We start from the raw sequence: 23,536 nt of genomic DNA, 5'->3' as shown, positions 1-23,536 counted from the left end.
GTGCTCGCCGGGGTCGTGTTCGGCACGCAGATCGCGTGGTTCGGGCTCGACAGCTCGAACGTGGTGATTCGCGAGGACTCGTTCCTGACGGGCGCGTCGTACTGGGCGTTCTCGGCGATTCTGCTGGCCGTGTGGATGTGGTCGCTGAGCCTCGTCGACTCGCGCAGCGCGCGGATCGCGGGCAGCGGGTCGGCCGAGTACACCCGCATCATCTCGGTGAGCACGCGCCTGTTCGGGATCATCGCGATCCTGGCGTTCCTGCTGCGCGTGGACGTCGCCCGCGGGTACCTGCTCATCAGCTTCCCGCTGGGGATCGCGCTCCTGCTCATCGAGCGCTGGGCGTGGCGGCGCTGGCTGATCACGCGCCGCGTCAGCGGCGACTGGAGCGCCACGGTGCTCCTGGTCGGCTCGAGCGAGTCGGTCGCGCAGATCGCCGCCGCGCTGCGCCGGTCCCCGAGCGCCGGCTACCACGTCGTGGGCGCCTGCATCCCGGACGGGCAGCCGGGGCAGACCGTGCCGGGCACCGACATCCCGGTGCGCGGCGACATCCGAGGCGTTCTGGGGGCGCTCGACGCCGCCGGGGCCGACACCGTCGCGGTGACCAGCACCGACGAGCTCCCGCCGTCCGGGGTCAAGCGCATCTCGTGGGCCCTCGAGGCCGACCGCCGTCACCTCATCCTGGCGCCGAGCATCGCCGACATCGTCGGTCCGCGCATCCACACCCGTCCGGTCGCGGGCCTGCCGCTGATCCACGTCGAGACGCCGCGGTACAGCAAGGGTCAGCGCTTCCTCAAGCGGACGGCCGACATCGCCGTCTCAGCCCTCGCGCTGGTCTTCTTCGCGCCGCTCATGGCCGCCCTCGCGCTCATCATCAACAGGACGTCGGCAGGGCCGGTGCTGTTCCGCCAGACCCGTATCGGCCTGGACGGCCGCGCCTTCCAGATGCTGAAGTTCCGGACGATGGTGCCGGATGCCGAAGAGATGCTCGCCGGCCTCGAGCCCGGACGCGAGGTCGGCAACGAGGTGCTCTTCAAGATGCTGGACGACCCTCGCGTGACGCCGATCGGACGGTTCCTGCGCAAGTACAGCCTCGACGAGCTGCCGCAGCTCGTGAACGTCCTGATGGGGTCGATGTCGCTCGTCGGCCCCCGGCCGCCGCTCCCCCGCGAGGTGGCGCGGTACGCCGACCATGTGCACAGGCGATTCATGGTCAAACCGGGCATCACCGGCCTCTGGCAGGTGAGCGGACGCTCGTCGCTGTCGTGGGAGGAGTCGGTGCGGCTGGACCTGTCGTACGTCGACAACTGGACTCTCGCGGGCGACTTCGTCATCATGCTCCGCACCGCGCGCGCCGCGCTGCTTCCGGGAAGGACGACGGCATGAGCGGGCTGATCGTCGCCGAATGGATCGAAGCGGTCGGCGGTGCCGAGCGCGTGGTCGACCGCTTCGCGGGGCTGTTCCCCGACGCGGACATCCTGTGCCTGTGGAACGACGCGCCCGGCAGGCACCGCGGCCGCAAGGTGCGCGAGACGTGGCTGGCCCGCACGCCGCTGCGGCATCACAAGGCGCTCGCGCTGCCGCTCATGCCGCTCGCGTGGCGGCGCCCCGCCCACGGCTCCCCCGACTGGGCGCTGGTGAGCTCCTACGCGTTCGCCCATCACGTCCAGTTCACCCAGCCCGGCACGCCGACGTTCGTCTACGCGCACACCCCGGCCCGCTACCTGTGGGCGCCCGAGCTCGACGGCCGGGGTGACAACCTCGCCGCCCGGATCGCCGGCCCGCCGCTGCGGGCCCTCGACCGGCGCACCGCGGCGCGCGCGACCGCCGTGGCGGCAAACAGCCGCTTCGTGGCGCAGCGGGTGCAGCGGGCGTGGGGCGTGGAGGCGACGGTCATCAATCCGCCGGTCGACGTCTCGTACATCTCGTCGGGCGCGTGGCGCGACCAGCTCACCGACCGCGAGCGGCGCCGGCTCGACGCCCTCCCGCGCGACTTCGTGCTCGGGGTGTCCCGGTTCATCCCGTACAAGCGGCTGGACCTGGTGATCGCGGCCGGCGAGGCGCTGGGCATGCCCGTCGTCATCGCGGGATCGGGGCCGCTCGAGGGCGAGCTGCGCGAGCGCGGCCGCACCGCGCGGGTACCCGTGCACCTGCAGGTCGCGCCGTCCGACGCGATGCTGTTCGCACTGATGGAGCGCGCCGGCCTGTTCGTCTTCCCACCGGTCGAGGACTTCGGCATCGTCGCCGTCGAGGCGATGGCGGCGGGTACGCCGGTGATCGCCAACCGTGTCGGCGGTGCCAGCGAATCCATCCGGGAGGGCGTCGGCGGCGCGCTGTTCGATCCCCGTTCTCGAAGCGATCTCGTCGCCGCCGCGACGCGCGCCGTCGCCCTGCCGACGGAGGAGGTCGTGCGGCACGCTCAGCAGTTCGACGGCCCGCGCTTCGACGAGAACCTCACCACCTGGATGGCGCGCCATGGCGCCCCCGTGACCCCGCCGGTCGTCGCGCAAGCTCTCTGACCCCCGAAGAGAAGCTCGACGCAGATCGGCGGCGCGCTCGCGATACTCCCCCGCGACGCGCGGACGAAGGGCGGTCCGCCTCGCGGACCGCCCTTCGCTCTGAGCCCTACTCGTTGCCGACGGCCTTGTCGATGTTCTCGCGCGCGCCGTCCACCTGCTGGTCGACGCTGTCGGGCGCGACCTTCTTGACGAACTCGGCGGCGGCGTCGAGAGCGCTGTCGCTGACACCTTCGGCGTGCTCGGACTTGATGACGTCGTCGATCTTGTCCTTGTTCTGCTCCAGGAAGTCCTTCCCCTGGTTGACGATGTCCTCGATACCCATTCCGGCTCCTCACCGCGACCCCCGGGTGGGGTGCGCCGAGGCCATTCTGGCCTGTCACGTCGCCCCGGCGACAGTCCGGGGGTACGACGAAAGGGGCCGGGCTCCGAGAGCCCGACCCCTTGTCGGCGACGGATGCCGCGGCATCCGTCTGACGTCCGAAAGGACTTACTTGATGATCTTGGTCACCGTGCCGGCGCCGACGGTGCGGCCACCCTCACGGATCGCGAAGCCGAGGCCCTCCTCCATGGCGATCGGCTGGATCAGCTCGACCGTCATGTCGGTGGTGTCGCCGGGCATGACCATCTCGGTGCCCTCGGGCAGCGTGATGACGCCGGTGACGTCGGTGGTGCGGAAGTAGAACTGCGGACGGTAGTTCGTGAAGAACGGGTTGTGACGGCCGCCCTCCTCCTTGGACAGGATGTACGCCGTGCCCTCGAAGTTGGTGTGCGGGGTGACCGAACCGGGCTTCACGACGACCTGGCCGCGCTCGACGTCGTCACGCTTGGTGCCGCGCAGGAGCAGACCACAGTTCTCGCCGGCCCACGCCTCGTCGAGCTGCTTGTGGAACATCTCGATACCGGTGACGATCGTCTTCTGCGTCGGGCGCAGACCCACGATCTCGACCTCGGAGTTGATCGCGAGGGTACCGCGCTCGGCGCGGCCCGTGACGACCGTGCCACGGCCGGTGATGGTGAAGACGTCCTCGATGGGCATGAGGAACGGCTTGTCCTTGTCACGCACCGGGTCGGGGATCGACTCGTCGACGGCGTCCATGAGCTCGACGATCTTCTCGACCCACTCGGCGTCGCCCTCGAGAGCCTTCAGGCCCGAGACGCGCACGACAGGGGCGTTGTCGCCGTCGAAGTCCTGCGACGAGAGCAGCTCGCGGACCTCGAGCTCGACGAGCTCCAGGATCTCCTCGTCGTCGACCATGTCGCTCTTGTTGAGCGCGACCAGCAGGTAGGGCACGCCGACCTGCTTGGCGAGCAGCACGTGCTCGCGCGTCTGCGCCATCGGACCGTCAGTGGCCGCGACGACGAGGATCGCGCCGTCCATCTGGGCGGCACCGGTGATCATGTTCTTGATGTAGTCGGCGTGACCCGGGGCGTCGACGTGAGCGTAGTGACGCTTGGGGGTCTCGTACTCGACGTGCGAGATGTTGATCGTGATACCGCGCTGACGCTCCTCGGGAGCGGAGTCGATCGACGCGAAGTCACGCTGCACGTTGGTGGCCGACGGGTACTTGTCGGCGAGCACCTTCGAGATCGCTGCGGTGAGCGTGGTCTTGCCGTGGTCGACGTGACCGATCGTTCCGATGTTCACGTGCGGCTTGGTCCGCTCGAACTTGGCCTTAGCCACTGGGTCCTCCTCAGGACGGTCATGTAGAAGTTCCGGGCACTGGTTTGCGACCGGACGTCTACGGGGATATCTCCACCTTAGTGGAGACGGTTCTGGTGATTCTGTGTGAAGTTGTGCTCCGGGATGCCTCGTCGCCGAGGCATCCCGGAGTGCAGGGTTACTCGCCCTTGGTCTTCTGGACGATCTCGTCGGCCACGTTGCGAGGAACCTCGGCGTAGCTGTCGAACTCCATCGAGTACACCGCGCGGCCCGAGGTCTTCGAACGCAGGTCGCCGATGTAGCCGAACATCTCCGAGAGCGGGACCAGCGCACGCACGACCTTGACGCCCTGGGCGTCCTCCATCGACTGGATCTGGCCGCGACGCGAGTTCAGGTCGCCGATGACGTCGCCCATGTACTCCTCGGGAGTACGCACCTCGACCGCCATGAGCGGCTCGAGGATGACGGGGTTCGCCTTGCGGACGGCCTCCTTGAAGCCCATGGAGCCCGCGATCTTGAACGCCATCTCGGACGAGTCGACGTCGTGCGACGCGCCGTCCATGAGGGTGGCCTTCACGCCGACCATGGGGTAGCCGGCGAGCACGCCGACGTTCATGGCGTCCTGGAAGCCCTGGTTGGTGGGCTCGATGTACTCGCGCGGGATGCGGCCACCGGTGACCTTGTTCTCGAACTCGTACGTCTTGTCGGCCGTGACCTCGAGGGGCTCCAGCGCGAACTGGATCTTCGCGAACTGGCCCGAACCGCCGGTCTGCTTCTTGTGGGTGTAGTCGTGACGCTCGACGGTCTTGCGGATCGTCTCGCGGTACGCCACCTGGGGCTTTCCGACGTTGGCCTCGACCCGGAACTCGCGCTTCATGCGGTCCACGAGGATGTCGAGGTGCAGCTCGCCCATGCCCTTGATGACCGTCTGGCCGGTCTCGGCGTTCTGCTCGACGCGGAACGTCGGGTCCTCTTCGGCGAGCTTCTGGATCGCCAGACCCAGCTTCTCCTGGTCGGCCTTGGTCTTCGGCTCGATGGCCACCTCGATGACCGGCTCCGGGAACGTCATCGACTCGAGGACGACCTGGTTGTTCGAGTCGGCCAGGGTGTCACCGGTGGTGGTGTCCTTGAGGCCGATGACCGCGTAGATGTGACCGGCGGTGACCGAGTCGACCGGCATCTCCTTGTTGGCGTGCATCTGGAAGATCTTCCCGATGCGCTCCTTCTTGCCCTTGGTCGCGTTGACGACCTGGGCGCCCGAGTCGAGGTGACCCGAGTAGACGCGGATGTAGGTGAGGCGACCGAAGAAGGGGTGCGTCACGATCTTGAACGCGAGCGCCGCGAAGGGCTCCTCGCGGTCGGCGTGGCGCTCGATGATGATCTCTTCGTTCTTGGGGTCCTTCGCCTCGATGGCGGGGACGTCCAGCGGCGACGGCAGGTAGTCCACGACCGCGTCGAGCATCGGCTGCACGCCGCGGTTCTTGAACGCCGAGCCGCACAGCACGGGGTAGAGCTCGGAGGCGATGGTCAGCTTGCGGATGGCGCCCTTGATCTCGGCGACCGTCAGCTCCTCGCCGCCGAAGTGCTTCTCGAGAAGCTCCTCGTCGGACTCGGCGACGGCCTCGAGCAGGATCTCGCGGTACTCGGCGGCCTTGTCGGCGAGCTCGGCCGGGATCTCCTGGATCTCGTACTTGGCGCCCATGGTCACGTCGCCCTTGGCGTCGCCGGGCCACACCAGCGCGCGCATCTCGACGAGGTCGACGACGCCCACGAAGTCGCTCTCCGAGCCGATGGGCAGCTGGAGCACGAGCGGCTTGGCCTTCAGACGGTTGACGATGGTGTCGACCGTGAAGTAGAAGTCGGCGCCCAGCTTGTCCATCTTGTTGACGAAGCAGATGCGGGGCACGTCGTACTTGTCGGCCTGACGCCACACCGTCTCGGACTGGGGCTCGACGCCCTCCTTGCCGTCGAACACGGCGACCGCGCCGTCGAGGACGCGCAGCGAGCGCTCGACCTCGACCGTGAAGTCCACGTGACCGGGCGTGTCGATGATGTTGATCTGGTTCTTGTTCCAGAAGCAGGTGACGGCGGCCGACGTGATCGTGATGCCGCGCTCCTGCTCCTGCTCCATCCAGTCGGTGGTGGCAGCGCCGTCGTGCGTCTCGCCGATCTTGTGGTTGACGCCCGTGTAGAACAGGATGCGCTCGGTCGTCGTCGTCTTGCCGGCATCGATGTGCGCCATGATGCCGATGTTGCGGACCTTGTTGAGGTCGGTGAGCACTTCTTGTGCCACGGGGTGTCCTTAGCTGTTGTGTCTCGATACGGCGCTCGTGCGCCTGCTCGACAACCGGGTTTCGGGGGGTCCGCCGCTCCCGTGGGTCACGGGAGCGGCGGGATGCTGGTTACCAGCGGTAGTGCGCGAAGGCGCGGTTCGACTCGGCCATCTTGTGGGTGTCCTCGCGGCGCTTGACCGCGGCACCGAGGCCGTTCGAGGCGTCCAGGATCTCGTTCTGGAGGCGCTCGGTCATCGTCTTCTCACGACGGCCCTTGGCGTAGCTCACGAGCCAGCGGAGGGCGAGCGTGTTGGCGCGGTGAGGCTTGACCTCGACCGGCACCTGGTAGGTCGAGCCGCCGACGCGGCGCGACTTGACCTCGAGGGTCGGGCGCACGTTGTCGAGGGCCTTCTTGAGGGTGGCGACGGCGTCCTGGCCGTTCTTGGCCTCGACGCCGCGGAGGGCGCCGTAGACGATCGACTCGGCGAGCGACTTCTTGCCGTCGACGAGGATCTTGTTGACGAGCTGGGTGACGACGGGGGCGCCGTACACCGGGTCGTTGACGACGGGGCGCTTCGGGGCGGGTCCCTTACGAGGCATCTTTCTCAGCCCTTCTTCGCGCCGTAGCGGCTGCGGGCCTGCTTACGGTTCTTGACAGCCTGGGTGTCGAGCGCACCGCGGATGATCTTGTAGCGGACACCGGGGAGGTCCTTCACACGACCGCCGCGGACCAGCACGAGCGAGTGCTCCTGCAGGTTGTGGCCCTCGCCGGGGATGTAGGCGGTGACCTCGGTGCCGTTGCGGAGCTTCACACGGGCGACCTTGCGCATCGCCGAGTTCGGCTTCTTCGGGGTGGTGGTGTACACGCGGGTGCAGACACCCGCCTGCTGCGGGTTCGCCTTGAGCGCGGGCGCCTTGGTCTTCGCGACCTTGGGCGAGCGGCCCTTGCGAACCAACTGCTGAATGGTTGGCACGTTCTCTCCTTGTTGTGCTGCACGGTGACAGCGTCGTGGTCTCCCCCGCGGCATCCGGATCTTTCGATCCATGACGCTGCGGGCTCACGTGGATCCATCGGCGCGGCAGAATGACTTCCGCGCTTTGTGTGATGGATATGCCGTGGGGGCGGCCTGTTCGCAGGCCGGTCCCTGAGATGCGGCGCCCACACCGTTCGCCGCACCGAGGCACGGTTGACGGCGCGCGTGAGCGCACACCCGATCTATGATACGTGGGTTTCGGGGGGTGGGCAAACGCGCGCCCCTGACGGTCAGCCGATCGTCAGCAGCGCGACCAGCGCGGTCACCGCCAGGAGGGCGCAGACGGATGCCGCGGCCACCAGCACCACGGCTCGCCGGCGCCTCCGCCGCCGCTCGCGGGCCGCTGCCCCCGCGGTGTCGACGAACGCCTGCGGCGAGCGCGGCTGCGGCTCCCGCTTCCTCGGCGGGATGGCCGGGAGGGCGCGTGCCCGGTACGCCTCGGCGGTCGAGGGGCCATGGGCCACGCGCCCGCCGACCGCCGGCACGTCGCCGCCCACCTCCTGCGGCGGGGCGGCCGCGCCGGCTCCGCGATGCTCGGTCTGCGTGGTGGCGGCGTCGATGCGTCCGCGTGAGCGCAGGCGCGTGCTCGTCGACTCGTCGAGGGGCTCCGCCGGTCCGCGGCGCCGCGGTCCCGGCGGCGCGTCGGACGCGGTCGGCTGCTCGCCGGGTTCCGCTGCGGCCGGGGCGACCGCGTCCGCGGTGGCGGCCGACGCAGCGCCGCGAGCGCCGTCACGCGGCACCGTGACATCGTCGACCGGCTCGGCGGGCCCCCTGCGCCGCGACCAGGCGGTGCGCTCGTCGTCGGGGTCGATCACCCGTCGCTCCGCTGGAGGCGCACCTCCGCGTCGCCGAGCAGGAACCGGTCGCCGGCCTCGACCTCTTCGCCGCGAGGGACCTCGACCTCGGTGCCCATGACGGTGGCGAACAGCACGCCGTTCGTGGAGTCGAGGTCGGTGACGTACCAGCGGTCGTCGCGCAGCCGCAGCCGGGCGTGGGTCTTGGACACGGTGCCGTCCTGGATGGCGACGAGCTGCGCCTGCGGGAACTCGGGGTCCCTCGCCGGCCGGCGGCCGAGGATCACCACGTCGGCCGACAGCGCCACCGGATCGCCGGCGGGCGGCACGAGCGTCCAGTCGCTGCGCTTGCGGCGGGCGATGATCGTCTGGTCGAGGACGTCGATGCCGTCCTCGTCGGGGATCTCGGGCTTGCCGTGGAAGGCCGACACCGACGAGCGGGCCGCGCGCGGTGCACCCGCGTCGGGGGCGCCGTAGACGGCCGACACCGGCCCGGATGCCTCGGGGAACGCATCCGCGTCGTCCACCGCAGAGCGGGTCGGGGCCCAGCCCCCGTAGCCGTTGCGGCCGGGGGCGGCGGCGGGCACCCGGGTGACGGGCGGCTGCGCGGAGACGTCGTCGGCCTCGTCGGTCACGGGCGCGGCCGACTCCTCGCGCGCCGCGGGGACCGGAGCGGCCGGCACCGACGCCGCCGGGAGCGGCGCCGTGGGAGCCGCGAGCGGAGCCGGCGCGGCGGCGTCGGCGTCCGGCTCCGCCGGCGGCAGCGCCGGCCCGGCGGGAGTCGCCGGAGCGGGCGCGGCGGCGGCCGCGGCCGCCGGGACGGCCGGGACGGCGGAGATCGGGGCGGGCGCACCGGGGAACGCCCCGGTCACCTCGTCGCCGTGATCGGTCGAGTCCAGTGCGAAGCCCTGCCATGGATCGGCGTCGTCCGCGCGACCGGCGCGGGCCGGCGTGGTGGCGACGGGACGCCCCGGCAGGGGCGGCGGCGCCCATCCACCGGCGGGCGGAGCGATGTCCGCGCGCGGCGCGGGTCCGTCCTCGGCACGGCCGGAACCGGACCGGGCGACCGGCGACGCGTCCGCCGCCGAGCTGGGGGCGACGCGTTCGACGGACGGCGAGGCCCCGGCGGACGGCCAGTCCGCGGCGGGAGACGACGCCGCAGCGGGCGACGGAGTCGCGACGGGAGCCGGCGGCGGCGCGAAGGCGGACGCGGCGGCCGGTGCGGGCGGTGCCGGCGGGAACGCACCCGTGTCGGCGTGCGGGGTGGTGGAGGCGAACGGGGGCAGCGGCGGGAGACCGGCGTCGGAGGAGCGGCGCACCCCGGAGCCGCTCTGCTCCCAGCCCACCCAGCGCGCGCTCCCCCAGCCCACGACGGAGGCCCACACCGGGAAGGCGAGGATGGCCAGCACCGTCATCCCCGCACCGAAGCCGAACGCGACGCTGAGGCGGTAGACGGCCAGCGCGAACACCACCAGCAGCGGGATCCAGCCGAGGAAGGGGATGAGGGCGAGGAGCAGGAGCCAGGGCGAGAGGCCGGCGAGGCGCAGCAGCACCACGAGGTTGAGCACGGGGACCCACGCCTGCCACGGCTCGACGCCGGACTTGCGGAACACCGCCGAGAGCGCGAGGGCCGTCCAGACGTAGAGGCCGGCGAACAGCAGCAGGCTGGTCAGCGATCCGAAGAGCGCTCCAGTGGCATCGGTGGCGTTCATGGCGTGGGACGCACGGGCTCGGCCCGGCGTCTCCCCCTTTCGGCGAATCTCGTGCCGACGCGCTTCTCGGGCGCCAGCGGGCGGACCAACGATCTCAACGATACGGTCGCGCGGACCCCTCGCCAGAAGCCCCTTGCGCGACGCAGAGCGCGCCGCTCCGCGTCTACAGCATCCCAGTAGCGGCGGGCTTCCTCGTCCGATACGGCGGCGTGGGAGAAGACCGCGCGATCGGCGTCGCGCGCCAGGGCGATCCCGGCAGGCGTGTCGAAGGCGACGGCCAGCTCCGTGCGGGTGCCCGCGCGGGGCAGCGGGCGGCCACTGTCCAGCGCCGCGTCGACGTACTCGTCCCAGCCGCCCGCGACGCGCGACGCCGGGCTCCGAGCCCGTCGGCGGCCGCGGCGGCGCGCCGCCTTCGCCCCCAGCACCACGAGGAACGGGCCGAGGACCAGCGCCGCCACGAGCAGCGCGATGCCGGCCGTCCGCAGCGCCGGCCACAGCCACGCGAGGTCCAGGCCCGCTCCCTCGTCGGTCGATCGATCGTGGACCGTGTCCTCCTGCGCGGGATCGGGCGGCACGACCTCCTCGACAGTCTCCGGTCGCACCTCCGTCACGTTCTCCGGGTCGCGCTGCTCGGTGACCTCGAGGCTCGGCGACTGCGCGAACTGCGGCGTGACGTCGACGGGCACCCACTCGCCGTCTGCCGACTGCACCTCGACCCAGGCCGAGAGGTCCCGGGCACGGCACGCGCCGTCGTCGCACGTCGCGAGACCGGGCTCGGCCGACGACAGGCGGGCGCCCAGCACGACGCGCGACGGGAAGCCCAGCTCGCGGGCGATGAGGGCCGTCGCGACCGCGAACTGCTCGTCGTCCCCGATCGCCGCGACGTAGTTCCCGGATGCCGCTGCGCGCGGGTCGCTCTCGCGCTCGAGCAGCCGGGCGAACATCGTCTCGATCCGGGCCAGCGAGTGCCCCGATGCGCTCGGCTGGAACCGGTAGTCAGGGAGCGCCCGGGCCCAGGCCGGCGTCGCCCCGTCCTGCGTGAGTCCGTGGCTCAGGTAGCCGCGCTCGCGCAGCAGCGCCACCAGGCCCGCGAGCGCCTCCCCGTCCGCGCCGGTCGCGTGCTCGCCGATCCACGCCCGCAGGCTCTCGGGCGCGGCGACCCCGCCGGGGCTGCCCGGCGCCTCGAGTCCGGCGAGATCGTCCGTCGCGGGCTGGACGCCGCGGACGACGTAGCGATCGCCGCCTCGGAGGCCGCCGCCGGCGGTCTGCACACCGGCCGACGCCGACGCGTTGTAGTAGAAGCCGTCGGCCAGGGACGCCGCCCTCTCGCCGGCGAACTCGACGGCGGACAGCCGGCCGAGCGTCGGCATCCAGATGCCGTCCCAGTCGTCGATGCGGATGCGGGCGACGACGGGCGAGCCGTCCCCGGCGTCCAGCGACGACGGCACGCGCACGAAGCGACCGGCCTCGACGGCGCCCTCCCCGCCGGAGCGGAAGACCTCGCCGTCATACGCGTCGAGGGTCGCGATGCGCAGCCGCTCGGGCAGGGCGCCCGAGACCGGCTCGACGGTGAAGAGCACGTCGTCGGCCCGGTCGTCGGCATACAGGGCGCGGTACTCCGACAGCGGGCTGACCTCGGCCGAGACGTCGATGTCGGGGCCGACCGCCGAGCGCAGGACCTCGCGCTCCGCCCCGCGGGCGGCGAACGGCACCACGACGACGGCGATGACAAGAGCCCCCGCGACCATCGACGCGCCGAGCGCCGTACGCCGGCGGTCCGCCGCCGAGGGACGACGCGAGATGCGGACGCCGCTGGATGCCGCGGCGCGCTGCAGCGCGCGCACGCGCTCGTCGTGGGTGCGCCAGGCCAGCCACAGCAGGCAGGTCGTGAGGCCCGCGACGCCGACCGCGGTCTCGAGCGGTGCGTGGAGGATGACCGGGCCGAGGACGAGGGGCGCGCTCACGGTGGTGCGTCCGAAGAACAGGCCGAACGTCACCATGCCGAGGGCGACGGGCACCGCCGCGTAGGCGACGCGGTCCTCGCGCCAGGCGAGGAGGAGCACGACGCACGTCCCGATGAGGAACACCACCAGCGCCGGCACGAGGAGGTTGCGGTACGCGCCGACGGGCAGCTCGACCGTGAGCAGGTCCTTCCAGCCGAACAGCAGCCCGCTCGCGAGCTCGGCGAGCCCGCGCGCCAGCTCGCTCGGCCCGCCCAGACGCGACGGCACGGCGAGCGGGATCCCGAGCACCAGCACCGCCGCCGACAGCAGGGCCGCGACGATCCAGCCGCTCCAGCGCCGGGCGCGCGCCACGGCGGCGATCGCGCCGCCGGTGACGACGCCGGCGATGACGAGGATCACGAGCGGGCCGGAGCGGTAGATCGGCCAGGCCGCCACCGCGGCGATCGTCGCGATGAGCACCGTGAACACGACGCCGGCCGCGATGCGGGGCGCCCACCACGACCCGCGCATCCCGAGCGCGCCGCCGTCGCCACGGGGCGCGGCATCCGTCCCCTCCCGCGCCGGAGGCGTGCCTCCCATCGCCGGCTCCCGGGCGCTCACGAGGCGGCCCCACGCAGGAGGAGGCCGGACAGGTCGTCGAGGGTGCCGACGGTCAGCACGGTCATGCCCGAGAGCGGCTGCATGCGCGGATGCGAGCGCTCGTCGCAGATGACGCCGACGACGGCGGTGTCGGCGGGGAACGCGAGTGCCGCCTGCTGGAGACGCGACAGCGAGACGGCGGAGCCCACCACGACGAACGCGATCGAGAGGCGCTCCGTCGACTCCGCCGTCAGGCGGCAGACCTCGGCCACCGGCATCGTGCCGTCCAGCAGGACGACGCCGCTGAAGCCGTCGAGCATGGGGCGGGGCGCGGCGGCGGGGATCCGGGTGATCGCACGGAGGCGACCGCGCACGACGCGGGGGATCTCGGAGCCGGTCACGATCTGCACGTCGCGGGCGTCGTGCACGGCGCGCAGCCCGAGCGACGCGGCGCACGAGACGGCCAGCTCGAACTCGTCGGCGTCGGCGTACTCCGCCTCGGCCACGGCGAGCACGACGGCCATGCGCGATCGCCGGGACTCCTCGTACTGGCGCACCATCAGCCGGCCCGTCTTCGCCGTCGAGCGCCAGTGGATCTGACGGCGGGAGTCACCGGGCGCGTACTCGCGGATCGCGTGGAACGACATGTCGGCGTCGACGAGGCGCCGCGTCGGGCTGCCCTCGAGGTCGCGGATGAGTCCCGCGCTCGAGGACGGCAGCGAGGTCGTCCTCGGGTGCACGTAGACGTCGTGCACGTCGTGGAACGAGTGCTCGCGACGCAGCAGCCCGATCGGGTCGCTGCGCACGGTCGTCGCCGGACCCACCCGCACGATCCCGCGACGCAGGCCGGGGATGTCCAGGGGCTGATCGACGGCGTGCCCAGGACGCAGCAGCGGCACGCCGAACTCCACGAGACCGGCACCGACGGGGACGTCGATGCGGCCGGGGAGGGCGATGCGGTGGCCGTCGTTGCGGACGGCGATGCTGCCGTGCACGCTGGCGCCGGCGACGACCCGCTCGTGCGTCAGCGAGAGGTCGACGTCGTACGCGCGGGCGCCGAACAGGAACGGCACGGCCGCGAGGAGCAGGAGGAGGGATGCCGCCCCCGCGACCATGAACTCGACCCAGCCGAAGACGATGCCCAGCACCATCCCCGCTGTGGCGGCGACGGCCACGAGGACGCCCGCCGGCCGGATCGTGTCGCCCGCCCATTCCGCGGCGGCCCCGATCGCCGCACCGGCCGCGCGCCAGACCCGTGTCCCCCGCACCGCCAACCGCACGAAGGCGCGTCCGCGGCCCGACGGGGCCACGCTCGTCGCGGTCGCTGTGGCGGTCGTGAGCGTCCGGCCCGTCGTCCCCGTGGACTGGGCCGTGCGGGTGAGCCGCGCCGGGGCGGACCGCACCGCGTCTCGCTGCCGGGCGGTGCTCATACCGCTTCGCGCCTCGCGGGCGGTACGACATCCAGCAGCACCTGTCCGACCACGGTCTCGGGCGTGACGCCGTCGAACTCGGCCTCGGGGTGCAGGATCAGGCGGTGGGAGAGGACCGGCACGGCGAGCGTCTTGACGTCGTCGGGCGTCGCGTACACGCGTCCCTGCGAGGCGGCGCGCGTGCGTGCCGCGCGCGTGAGGGCGAGCGCGCCGCGGATGCTGACGCCCAGCCGCACCTCGTCGGCCGTGCGGGTGCCCTCCACGAGGCGCGCGATGTAGTCCAGCACGAGGGCGTCCACGTACACCTGGGCGGCGAGGTCGGCCATGCCGATGAGAGCCTGCGGCGTGATGATCGGGGTCAGGTCCGCCGTGGCGATCGCCGCGCCGTCGAGGATCCGCACCGTCGCGGCGTGGTCGGGGTAGCCGAGCGAGGTGCGCATCATGAAGCGGTCGAGCTGCGCCTCGGGCAGCCGGTACGTGCCCGCCTGCTCGACGGGGTTCTGCGTCGCGAGCACGAGGAAGGGCACGCCGACCTCGCGCGACACGCCGTCGATGGTCACCCGGCCCTCCTCCATGACCTCCAGCAGCGCGGACTGCGTCTTGGGGCTCGCGCGGTTGATCTCGTCGGCGAGGACGATGTTGGCGAAGATCGGGCCCGCGTGGAACTCGAACACGCCCTCCTTCTGGTCGTACACGCTGAGCCCCGTGATGTCGCTCGGGAGGAGGTCGGGGGTGAACTGGATGCGGGTGTTGGTTCCCTGCACCGACTGCGCCATGGCACGCGCGAGCGACGTCTTGCCCGTTCCCGGCACGTCCTCCAGCAGCACGTGCCCGTCGCTCAGCATCGCCGTCAGGACGAGCTCCACCACGTGGCGCTTGCCGAGCACGGCGCGCTCGACGTTGTCGGCGATCTGCCCGAACGTCTGCGCGAACCAGTCGGCCTGCTCCTGGGTGATGGTCATGTCGTGTCCTTCGTCGTGGGCCCGGGGATCGGGATGGGGAGGGGCGGATGCCCGGGGGTCAGGGTGCCGGAGGGTTGCCGTTGTTCGGCTGGCACGAGCCGGAGAACGTCGTGCTGGCCGGTGCGAGGCCCCAGCCCTGGGCGTCCCACGCGGCGGTGACCGCGACGCCCTCGACGCTCGCGGCGCCGATGGGGACGTTCCACGTGCCGGCCTCATGGGCGAGCGGGCGGCCCTCGGCGTCGAAGTAGCGCAGACTCCCGTTGCCGAACGTGAACGCCGCCGACGACCCGTCCGGCGCGTTGGAGGACCGTCCGCTCGCGGTGAGGGGCGACCCCCCGACGCACGAGTCGACCTGCCACGTCGCCTGCACCTGGTACGGCGCGCTGCCCGCGCGCGGGCGCACTGTGGACCAGCCCGTCGCGGTGCCCCAGAACTCGTGGACGTAGCGCACCTGGATGACCGGATCGCGCCCGAAGACGCTCGTGCCCGGGCCCCAGCCCTGGAACTCTGCGCGGTTGCGGTTGGGGAGACGCTCGGTCGTCGTCGGCTCGTCGCGGATCACCCAGTCGGCCCGCTGCTCCGACACGTCCGGCCTGCCGTCGACGACGAACGTCCACCCCTCCGGCGCCCGGCCGGACTGGTGCGCCCGCACGGTCGCGGTCGCCTCTGCGCGCCCGAACGACGTGCCGTCCCACCACGATTCGACGCACATGCGGAAGGCGTACTCCTCGCCGTCGGCGAGGCCGGGGAACGTCGCCGTCTCGCCGTCCTCGAGCACGGTGCAGCGCCGGCCGTCCTGCACGATCCCGTAGCGCAGGCGCGATCCGTCGCCGTTCGCCGTCGCGGCGGCGCGGGCGGTCACGGTCGACGTGCCGTCCCCGTCGGACGCCGAGCTGAGTGTCAGCTGCGGCGAGAGCGGGCTGCCGATCCCGTTCGCCTGCACCGTCGCGGCCGCGCCGGACGCACTGCCTCCGAGGCCGGGAGGCAGGTCGAAGCGGGAGTACGGCGTCACCGTCACCGGCGACGAGGTGTTGCTTCCCACCCGGTAGGAACGAACGTCGACCCGCGTCTGGTTGGGGCCGACCGGCACGCGGATGACCTCGCCGGCGGGGCTGGAGATCTCGAGGCTTCCGGTCTCGGCCGTGTCGATCCCCTCGATGGCGAGCGATACGACGCCGCCGGTGCCGTCGCCCGTGACGACCGGGGCGGCGGTGACGCTCTCCGGCCGCAGCGGGGCGTCGTAGGCCCACGCGACGGTGCGCACGCTCCCGCGCGACTCGCCGACGGCGTTGACGGCCCTGGCCTCGTACGTGCGCGGTTCGCCGTTCGGAGCGGAGATCGGCGGGCACACGCCGTCCGCCGAGCATCGCACGGCGTCCTGCCCGGCGGCACGGACCACGAAGCCCGACAGTCCGGGGTACGCCAGCCGCGCCTCACCGGGATCCACGCGGAGGGTCACCGTCTCGTCGGCATAGGCGGTCTGCACCAGGCTCGCCGGCGGCTTGGGGTACCCGAGCAGGTCCAGCATCACGCGGCCGTCCCGCTCCGAGTTCGTCACACGACCCTGCGCGTCGCGCACCGAGAAGGTCGCGGTGCACGTCGCCCCCGGGGCATCCGCCGTCCACGTCGCCGTGATGGACGTCGCCGACGCCACCTGGAAGCCCACGCCCGCGCACGCGCCGGTCGGCCGCACCGCGACGACCTCGAGCGGCGTGCGCGGCAGCGGGTTGACCTCGCCGCTCGCGCCGATCACCCCGATGGTGCACGAGCCGCCCGCGGCCTGCGAGCACTGCTGCACGACCGACCCACCCTGCGGGAGGGTGGACGGCGCGGCACCCACCCTCAGGATGAGGCGCGCGGGCGTCACCGAGGTGTGGCTGGTGATGGAGACGAGGACCGCCTCCTCCGAGCCCGGCAGGGCGCGATCGGCCCCCGTCACGGTGAGGACCGGCCCCTCCTGCACGACGTCGAACGCGGTGCCGTCGTACTGGACGGCGTAGTCGATGCCGGCCCAGTCCTCGCGCAGCTGCCACGTGGTCATGTTGCGCAGGTCGAACGAAGCCGTCTCGCCCGGCCCCACCGCGATGGAACCCGGGCGCAGCTCGGGCTGCGGATCGCGCGGAACGACGGTGAGGGGCACCGAGATGAGCGTCCAGTCCTCGTCGCCCACGAGGCGCACCGGCACCTGGCAGGCGTCGACCCACGGCGCGCCCGCCCCGGCGTCGTAGCGCACGGCCGTGCCCGATTCGACGGCGCACCGGGCCTCGGGGCGTGCCCCGGAGGCCCGCACGTCGCCGCCGACCTCCACGGCCGTGCCCCGCGGGCGGGCCACCAGGTCGCCCATGTCGAACGTGGTCGACTCCAGCTCCGCGACCTGAGGCGACGCGGCACCGGCGCGCAGCGTGAGCGCCACGTCGTCATCGCCCGGGACGCGGAGGAAGCCGTAGGTCACGACCTCGCCGGAGGTGCCCTTGCCGGTCACCGCGAAGGGGATCAGCCGCGTGGTCGCGGGCAGCTCGCCCCGCAGCCGGGAGCCGGTCACCGAGACGCCGCTCTGCGCGCCCCACAGCGAGACCTCGAGATCGCCGATGTCGCCGCCCGACCACGTCACCTTGCCCTCGAGCACGTCGACACCGCGGCGGAAGTCGTCGCGGGTCTCGACGGTGAGGACGGTGTCGGCCACGATCGGATAGTCCGGCACGCTCTCGCGAACGACGCGGACCACGATGAGTCCTCGCCCGGTGTTGCCCGACGACGACTCGACGTCGTAGAGGAACGACATCGTCCCCGGATCGTCCCCGGCCTCGATCACGACCGTGGTGTCGTCGGCCTCTGCGATCCGCTGTTCCAGGCGGGCGAACTCGGGATTCTCGCTGCCGTCGATCAGCGTCGCGGGGACATCCGGACGGATGCCCGTCACCCGCAGCTCGCCCATCGTCGGATCGACGTCGTTCGACAGCGGGCTGACCCGGATCGTGCTGCCCTCGCCCGCCTGCACCTGCACGTAGTCCGTGAAGGTCACCGGACTCGGGTTGGCCTCGCCGTCGAGGACGCCGACGCGCGCGGTGCCCTCGGCGGTGTCCCCGAACGCGTCGACCACGCGGTAGCGGAAGGAGACCTGACCGCTGTCGCCGGCCACGCTGGTGTACAGGATCGACGTCCCGTCCGCCGTGATGGTGGCCGCGCCCCGCTCGGGCTGCGACACGATGCGGTCGAGGGTGACGACGTCGCCGTCGGGGTCGGCGCCGAAGCCGTCGAACTCGATGAGCGCGGACTGGCCGCTCAGCACGCGCCCCTCCAGCGTGTCGGCCGCCGGTGCGCGGTTCGCGTCGTCGTCGATCACCCGCACCCGCACGACGGCGGTGTCGGCGAGCGCGGGCGCGCCCGTCGTGAACACCGAGTACTCGACGGCGTACTCCCCCGGCTCGCCGGGGGCGAGGTAGCGCAGCAGGTCGCCCGAGCCGAAGGCCAGCGCGACGTCGGTGGAGGACCGGACCGACGCGGCGTTGAGGGTCGGCCGTCCCCCGGCCGGGGAGATGTCGTTGTCGAGCACGGGGATGTCGATCTGCGCGCCCGCGCGCACCACCACGGTGTCGTCGACGGCGATCGGTGCGAGCTCGGGCGCGGGTGGGAGCAGATACACCGTCGCCTCGCCCGTCACGCTCGACCCGGCGTCCTCCGTGCCGTCGCTCACCACGTACGAGACGGTGCCGAGCCGGCCCGCCGCGCCGTCCGCGGTGGTGCCCGCCACCCGGAGGTGGTTCTGCCCCACGGCGTCGACGGACAGCGTGGCTCCGGCATCCGCTCTGGCGACCACGTCGCTCAGCAGCAGCACGCGCCGCGTCGGGTTGGAGACCGCATCGAACACCTCGAGGGTCGCGTCCTGCTGGGGGTGCACGAACGCCACCACCGGCGAGGTCGCGAGTTCCGCCGGGGCGTCCGCGGGCAGCAGCGTGATGCGCACGGTGCCGGTCGCCTCGCTGGTGCCGTCGGTGACCGTGAAGTCGACGCGGAAGGTGCCAGGTGTGCGCGCGCTGAAGTCGAAGGACGTCGAGCCGCCGATGACGGTCGCCGTCGCGGCGGCGTCGTCGAGCACGCGGACGGAGTCCAGCGACAGCATCCCCGCCGTGCCGGTGACGTGGTCGGCGACATCGACGGTGATCGCCGAGGCGACCGTGTCGGTGACGGCGAACGACTGGGCGGCCAGCTCCGGCTGCGGCGACACGGTGATCGTCAGGGCCTTCACCGTGGTGCGGCCGCGGGTGTCGGCCACGGTCACGGCCAGCTCGATCAGTTGCTCGCCGCCGTCCCCGCTGTCGCTGTGCTGATAGACCACCTCGCCGCCCGGCGTCGCCGCCACGCTGCCGGGTCCCGTCGTGTTCTGGACCGACAGCAGGAGCAGCGGGTCGCCCTCCGGGTCGACCCAGCCGGGCAGGACGGGGACGGTCACGGTCCCGCCGCGGGCGACCTCCGGCCGGGGCCATTCGACGAGGCAGCGCTCGACGCCGCACCACTCGGGGGCGGAGTCGGCGTCCGGGCCCGCTGCCGTGACCGTGACGGTGGTGGGCTCCGACGTCAGTCCCCCCTCGGTCGTGCCGTCCGTGACGGCGTAGGTGAAGGTCGCCGACCCGGTCGCACCGGGCTGCACGCGCACCGCGAAGCGCTGGCGATCGTCGGTGACCGTCACCGCGCCGAACGCCGGGTCGAGCCCGCTCACCGACTCCGGATCGATCGTGAGCACGTCCTCGTTCGGGTCGTGGTCGTTCAGCAGGACCGGCAGCGACGCGAGGGTGCCGGCGCGGACGCCGAAGGCGTCGGGCTCCGCGATCGGCGGCTTCGGATCCAGCACGACCTGCAGCTGCTCCTCGCTCGGCACCGCCTCCGGATCGGTCCGGTCATCCAGGCTCCAGTCCTGGCTGGAGGCGATCAGCTCGCCGTCGGGCACCGACCACGCCCACCCCGACCGGGTGTCGTTGAGGATGACCGCGGAGCCGCTCGCCACGAAGACCGGCCGGATCTCGTCGCCGAGCTCGCGCTGCCCGTAGTCCAGCAGGATGTCCGCGCCGTCCGATCGCCACAGCCGTCCGCCGGCATCCCCCTGTCCGAGCCATGCGGCGTAGGTCACGCCGTCGTGGGTGACCGGCTGCGCGGGCGTCCCCAGCACGACGCCGTCGGAGCCGCCGACCTCCCGGGTCATCGCGGAACCGTCGGCCGGCACCCGCACCAGGGCGGTCTCGTCGGCCAGATGCACCGCCGAGCCGTCGGGATCCGGGGCGCCGACCACGACGGCGCCGGTGGTGGGGGCGGGAGCGGGTCCGTCCTGGCCGCGCAGCCACACATCGCCGTCCTCCGTGTCGATCACGGCCCACGTGTCGCCGGCCGCGGTGATGGCAGGATCCCCCAGCCCGTCGGCGTCGAGGCGCTCCCGCTCGCGGACGTCGCCGGCGCGCACGTCGTAGCGCATCACCGAGTCGTCGTCGGATGAGTAGGCGAAGAGCATTCCCCGCGCATCGACGGCGATGGCATCCGCGGTGTACTGCGGTGCGTCCTCGTCGCCCGAGCGGAACGGATCGACCTGCACCGCGGTCCCGCTCGAGAGCCGCCCCGCGTACACGGCGCCCGAGTCGGTCAGATAGGCGACGTAGTCGCCGGCGGTCACCGCCTCGGTCGTTCCCGGCGGCGTCTTCTGCGACGACCGCAGCGCCTCCGCGTCGAGATCGGCCGGCATGGCCGCGTCGATGCGGGTCAGCGTGCTGTAGCTGTCGCTGAACAGGTACGCGGCCTCCCCCGTCTGCACGACCTGGTCGGGGTTGCTGATGCTGCGGACCGTGTCCAGCTCGCCGACCGAGGTGTTCACGCGGGCGTAGCGGCGGCCGTCGCCGGTCTGCAGCGCCCACACCGCGGTGTCGACGTCCGGCGTCTCCTGCGCGTCCAGCCCGGGCCATGCCACGCTGACCCCGATCACCGTCGCCACGACCGCGCCGGTCGCCACCAGCCCGGCGATCGTCCCGCGTCGCATCACAGCACCCCTGCGGCCAGGAGCGCCACCACGACGGCGCCGGCGCCCACGGCGAGACCGGCGCCGATGCCCACGACCCACGGCAGCACGGCAGCGGTGCGGCCGCCGGCGGGCGCCGAGATGTCGGTGTCCTCGTCGCGGGCGAGCGACGTGAGCTCGACCCCGCCGCGGACCTTGCGGGTGACCTCGCGGTCGACGCGCGAACGGGCGGGACCCCGCAGGCCCGAGTCCGCGAAGTCGACGGGGACGGATGCCGGCGCCCACTCGGTGCCGGGCACCTCCAGCGGCGTCGGCGAGAGGCCGAGCCCCGCCTGCACGTCGCGCAGCGCCTCGCCGAAGGCGCGGGCCGACTCGTAGCGGCGACCCGGATCGCGACTCATCGCGCGGGCGAGGACGCTCTGCAGGGCGGGGGGCACGTCGGCGCGGGGGATCTCGACGTACGTGGCGCGCGCGATGCGGCGGCGGAGGAGCTCCTTGGTGTTCTGGCCGCGCTCGCGGCGCTCGAACGGGCTGTGCCCGGCCAGCAGCGAGTACACCGTCGCTCCCAGGCTCCACACCTCGCTGGCGACGGTGCCGCTGGTCTGCTCGGCGACGACCTCCGGCGCGCTCCACGGGATGGACATCGCCAGCACCTCGCCGCCGCTCCTGCGCTGCAGCGAGGCCGAGATGCCGAAGTCGGCCAGCACGGGGGTGCCGAACGTCGTGATGAGGATGTTGCTGGGCTTCACGTCGCGGTGGATGAGGCCCGCGCGGTGGGCGGATTCGAGGGCGCTGGCCATGCGCACCCCGATCGTCAGCACCTCCTCGACGGGGATCCGCTCGACGCGGTACCGCTGCGCCAGCGACCCCGGGCAGAACTCCATGACGATGTACGGCCGACCGTCGGCGGAGATGCTCGCCTGATACACGGTGACGATCGACGGATGCGCCGACAGATGCGCCAGGACGTCGGCCTCGGCGTTGAACATGCGCCGCAGCTCGGGGTCGCGCACGTCGCTGGGCAGCACCTTCACCGCGACGTTGCGGCGGGGCATGTCCTGCTCGTACAGGAAGACGTCGGCGAAGCCGCCCGAGCCGAGCGGCCGGATGTAGGCGAGGCCCGGGAGGATCGGAGGCGCCGAGGGGAGCCGTGTGGCCACCGCATCCCCCGTCCGCTCCTGTGCACGACCCGCGCCGCAGAGGCGGCAACAAACCTGGCCATGCTAACAAAACCACCTGCGCGCACCCGCGCTCCGCGCCCCGCCGTGTGGAGGGCATCCCCGCCGCCTGCGCCGCCCTTCGCGGAAGGGGGCGCCGTCAGTCCGGCCGGTGGCCGTCGCCCGGTTCGTGCGGGTCGAAGGGCGCGTCGAGCGACTTCGTCAGATCGGCCAGCATGGCCTCGATCTGCGGCTCGACGAACTCGGCGATGGCCCCCTGGATCCGCAGCCGGTGATGCAGCAGGATCGTGCACACCTCGCGGCCGACCATGTTGGCGTAGTCGTCGGCCAGACCCACCTCCTGACGGAGCGCCGCCTTGGCCTCCTCGCTCAGCGGCGGCAGCGCGGGCACGTCGGCGTCGGCCTCCTCGGCGAGCCCGGCGACGGTGAAGAGGAACGGGGCGCCCGGGAGGGGGTCGGGATCGAGCGGGAGACCCTCGAACTCGGGGTCGAGGCCTTCGGCGGGCCGGTAGCTGCGCGCGCGGTTGCGCGCCGCCTGCTGGTCGAGCTCGGCCTGCAGCATCGGGAGGTTCAGCGCGGTGTACTCGGCGACGGCACGATCGACGATCGTCTTGATCCGGGTCGAGAGCCCGTGCTGCACGCCGTGCGGGACGTCGGCCCCGATCCCCGCCGCCGACAGCACGGGGGACCCGAAGCACCGGCGGCACGGGGCCGTCCGGCCGCGGTGGGTGGCCGGCTCCCAGCGCGGCAGCCACGCCAGCCAGGCGTCCACCGCCTGGCTGACCTGGGTCTCGAGGGACCGCTCCACCTGCACAACGCTAGTACGAGGCCCTCGCGCGCGCCCGGATCCCGCGCTGACGTCGCGGTTCGGGCGGCGTCATTCGTCGTACTCGTCCTCCCACGGCCATCGCGGCCGCCGTGCCCGGGTGCGGACGAGGGCGATGCCCGACCACGCGCACACGAAGGCCGACGCGGCGACCGCCAGGCCGAACCAGGAGGTCGCGAGGCGGCCCGCCACCCCGGTCGCGACGCCGAGGTCGGCGCCGGTGAAGAGGGAGCCGAGCCACACCCCGCCGATGTAGGCCAGGAAGCTCGCGGCCGTCGTCCAGGCGGCGCCCCAGAAGGACGGATGCCGCTCCTCGGCCCTGCCGATGGCCGCCCACAGCCCGCCGGCGAAGGCGAGGAGCGCGCACACGACTCCCGCGATCCCCGGCACCTGCCCGAGGCCCGGTGTCGCGATGACGGCCTCACCGGTGGCGAGGCTCGTCATGCCGAGCCCGAAGATGACCAGCGCGGCGAACGCCATGCTCGCGAAGGCGAGCGCGACCGGCGGCCGCACGGACCCGTGCGACTCCCCGCTCCCGCGGTCGGCGGTCATGCGGCCAGCCTACGTCGCCGCACGGATCGACGGTGCGCGGGCGGCGTGCCGGCCACCG

Annotated in this window: 16 protein-coding genes; 2 read left to right on the top strand and 14 right to left on the bottom strand. The window is 72.6% G+C overall.

What is annotated here, in order from left to right; translation table 11 throughout:
• Both ACFRAL_RS13980 and ACFRAL_RS13975 read left to right on the top strand, forming a co-directional pair.
• The gene (locus ACFRAL_RS13980) at positions 1-1,383 is read left to right on the top strand and encodes a sugar transferase (protein WP_336398075.1); all 1,383 of its coding nucleotides are present in this window, start codon (positions 1-3) and stop codon (positions 1,381-1,383) included.
• Complete coding sequence (locus tag ACFRAL_RS13975; RefSeq protein ID WP_336398074.1) at positions 1,380-2,516, top strand: glycosyltransferase; 1,137 nt, start codon at positions 1,380-1,382, stop codon at positions 2,514-2,516. Before ACFRAL_RS13980 ends, ACFRAL_RS13975 begins: the two co-directional genes overlap by 4 nt.
• 106 nt (positions 2,517-2,622) lie before the next feature.
• Here the strand turns inward: ACFRAL_RS13975 and ACFRAL_RS13970 are convergent, their stop codons facing one another.
• The 14 genes from ACFRAL_RS13970 to ACFRAL_RS13905 all read right to left on the bottom strand — a co-directional run bounded on the left by ACFRAL_RS13970 (position 2,623) and on the right by ACFRAL_RS13905 (position 23,478).
• Positions 2,623-2,838 carry a hypothetical protein gene (locus ACFRAL_RS13970; RefSeq protein ID WP_378883932.1) on the bottom strand — a complete coding sequence of 72 codons (216 nt, stop codon included), beginning with the start codon at positions 2,836-2,838 and terminating at the stop codon, positions 2,623-2,625.
• A 165-nt stretch (positions 2,839-3,003) separates the two neighbouring features.
• A complete protein-coding gene (tuf, locus tag ACFRAL_RS13965; protein WP_336398072.1) occupies positions 3,004-4,197 on the bottom strand; it encodes an elongation factor Tu in 1,194 nt (397 codons plus the stop codon).
• Between the two features lie 157 nt (positions 4,198-4,354).
• Entirely contained in the window at positions 4,355-6,469 is a 2,115-nt protein-coding gene (gene fusA, locus ACFRAL_RS13960; RefSeq protein WP_336398071.1) for an elongation factor G, read from the bottom strand.
• Positions 6,470-6,578: 109 nt separating this feature from the next.
• Positions 6,579-7,049, bottom strand: a complete 471-nt coding sequence (rpsG, locus tag ACFRAL_RS13955) for a 30S ribosomal protein S7 (RefSeq protein WP_106816549.1) — start codon at positions 7,047-7,049, stop codon at positions 6,579-6,581.
• 5 nt (positions 7,050-7,054) lie between these two features.
• A complete protein-coding gene (gene rpsL, locus ACFRAL_RS13950; protein ID WP_106816548.1) occupies positions 7,055-7,423 on the bottom strand; it encodes a 30S ribosomal protein S12 in 369 nt (122 codons plus the stop codon).
• 290 nt (positions 7,424-7,713) lie between these two features.
• Positions 7,714-8,298 (bottom strand): hypothetical protein, encoded by a 585-nt coding sequence (locus ACFRAL_RS13945; protein WP_378883928.1) that lies wholly within the window; start codon positions 8,296-8,298, stop codon positions 7,714-7,716.
• Positions 8,295-9,989 (bottom strand): DUF5684 domain-containing protein, encoded by a 1,695-nt coding sequence (locus tag ACFRAL_RS13940; protein ID WP_378883925.1) that lies wholly within the window; start codon positions 9,987-9,989, stop codon positions 8,295-8,297. The genes ACFRAL_RS13945 and ACFRAL_RS13940 overlap by 4 nt, the downstream gene beginning before the upstream one ends.
• Complete coding sequence (locus tag ACFRAL_RS13935; RefSeq protein WP_378883923.1) at positions 9,986-12,532, bottom strand: transglutaminaseTgpA domain-containing protein; 2,547 nt, start codon at positions 12,530-12,532, stop codon at positions 9,986-9,988. Before ACFRAL_RS13935 ends, ACFRAL_RS13940 begins: the two co-directional genes overlap by 4 nt.
• Positions 12,533-12,549: 17 nt before the next feature.
• Positions 12,550-13,962: a DUF58 domain-containing protein gene (locus tag ACFRAL_RS13930; protein ID WP_378883920.1), complete on the bottom strand. Its 1,413-nt coding sequence runs from the start codon at positions 13,960-13,962 to the stop codon at positions 12,550-12,552.
• Positions 13,959-14,924 (bottom strand): MoxR family ATPase, encoded by a 966-nt coding sequence (locus ACFRAL_RS13925; protein ID WP_336393547.1) that lies wholly within the window; start codon positions 14,922-14,924, stop codon positions 13,959-13,961. The genes ACFRAL_RS13930 and ACFRAL_RS13925 overlap by 4 nt, the downstream gene beginning before the upstream one ends.
• Before the next feature lie 58 nt (positions 14,925-14,982).
• A complete protein-coding gene (locus tag ACFRAL_RS13920; protein WP_378883917.1) occupies positions 14,983-20,943 on the bottom strand; it encodes an Ig-like domain-containing protein in 5,961 nt (1,986 codons plus the stop codon).
• Positions 20,943-22,082, bottom strand: coding sequence for a serine/threonine-protein kinase (locus ACFRAL_RS13915; RefSeq protein ID WP_336393549.1), 1,140 nt, complete (start codon positions 22,080-22,082; stop codon positions 20,943-20,945). The genes ACFRAL_RS13920 and ACFRAL_RS13915 overlap by 1 nt, the downstream gene beginning before the upstream one ends.
• 157 nt (positions 22,083-22,239) lie before the next feature.
• On the bottom strand, positions 22,240-22,908 hold the full coding sequence (locus ACFRAL_RS13910; protein ID WP_336393550.1) for a spermidine/putrescine ABC transporter substrate-binding protein: 669 nt from the start codon (positions 22,906-22,908) through the stop codon (positions 22,240-22,242).
• A 69-nt stretch (positions 22,909-22,977) separates the two neighbouring features.
• Complete coding sequence (locus ACFRAL_RS13905; protein WP_378883912.1) at positions 22,978-23,478, bottom strand: hypothetical protein; 501 nt, start codon at positions 23,476-23,478, stop codon at positions 22,978-22,980.
• Between the last annotated feature and the right edge of the window lie 58 nt (positions 23,479-23,536).

Origin of the sequence: Microbacterium sp. NPDC056736 (genome assembly GCF_042790415.1) — a bacterium.
Lineage (GTDB): Bacteria > Actinomycetota > Actinomycetes > Actinomycetales > Microbacteriaceae > Microbacterium.
Note: the sequence above shows the minus strand (reverse complement) of the source record. Positions and strands in the feature narration are given on the sequence as shown.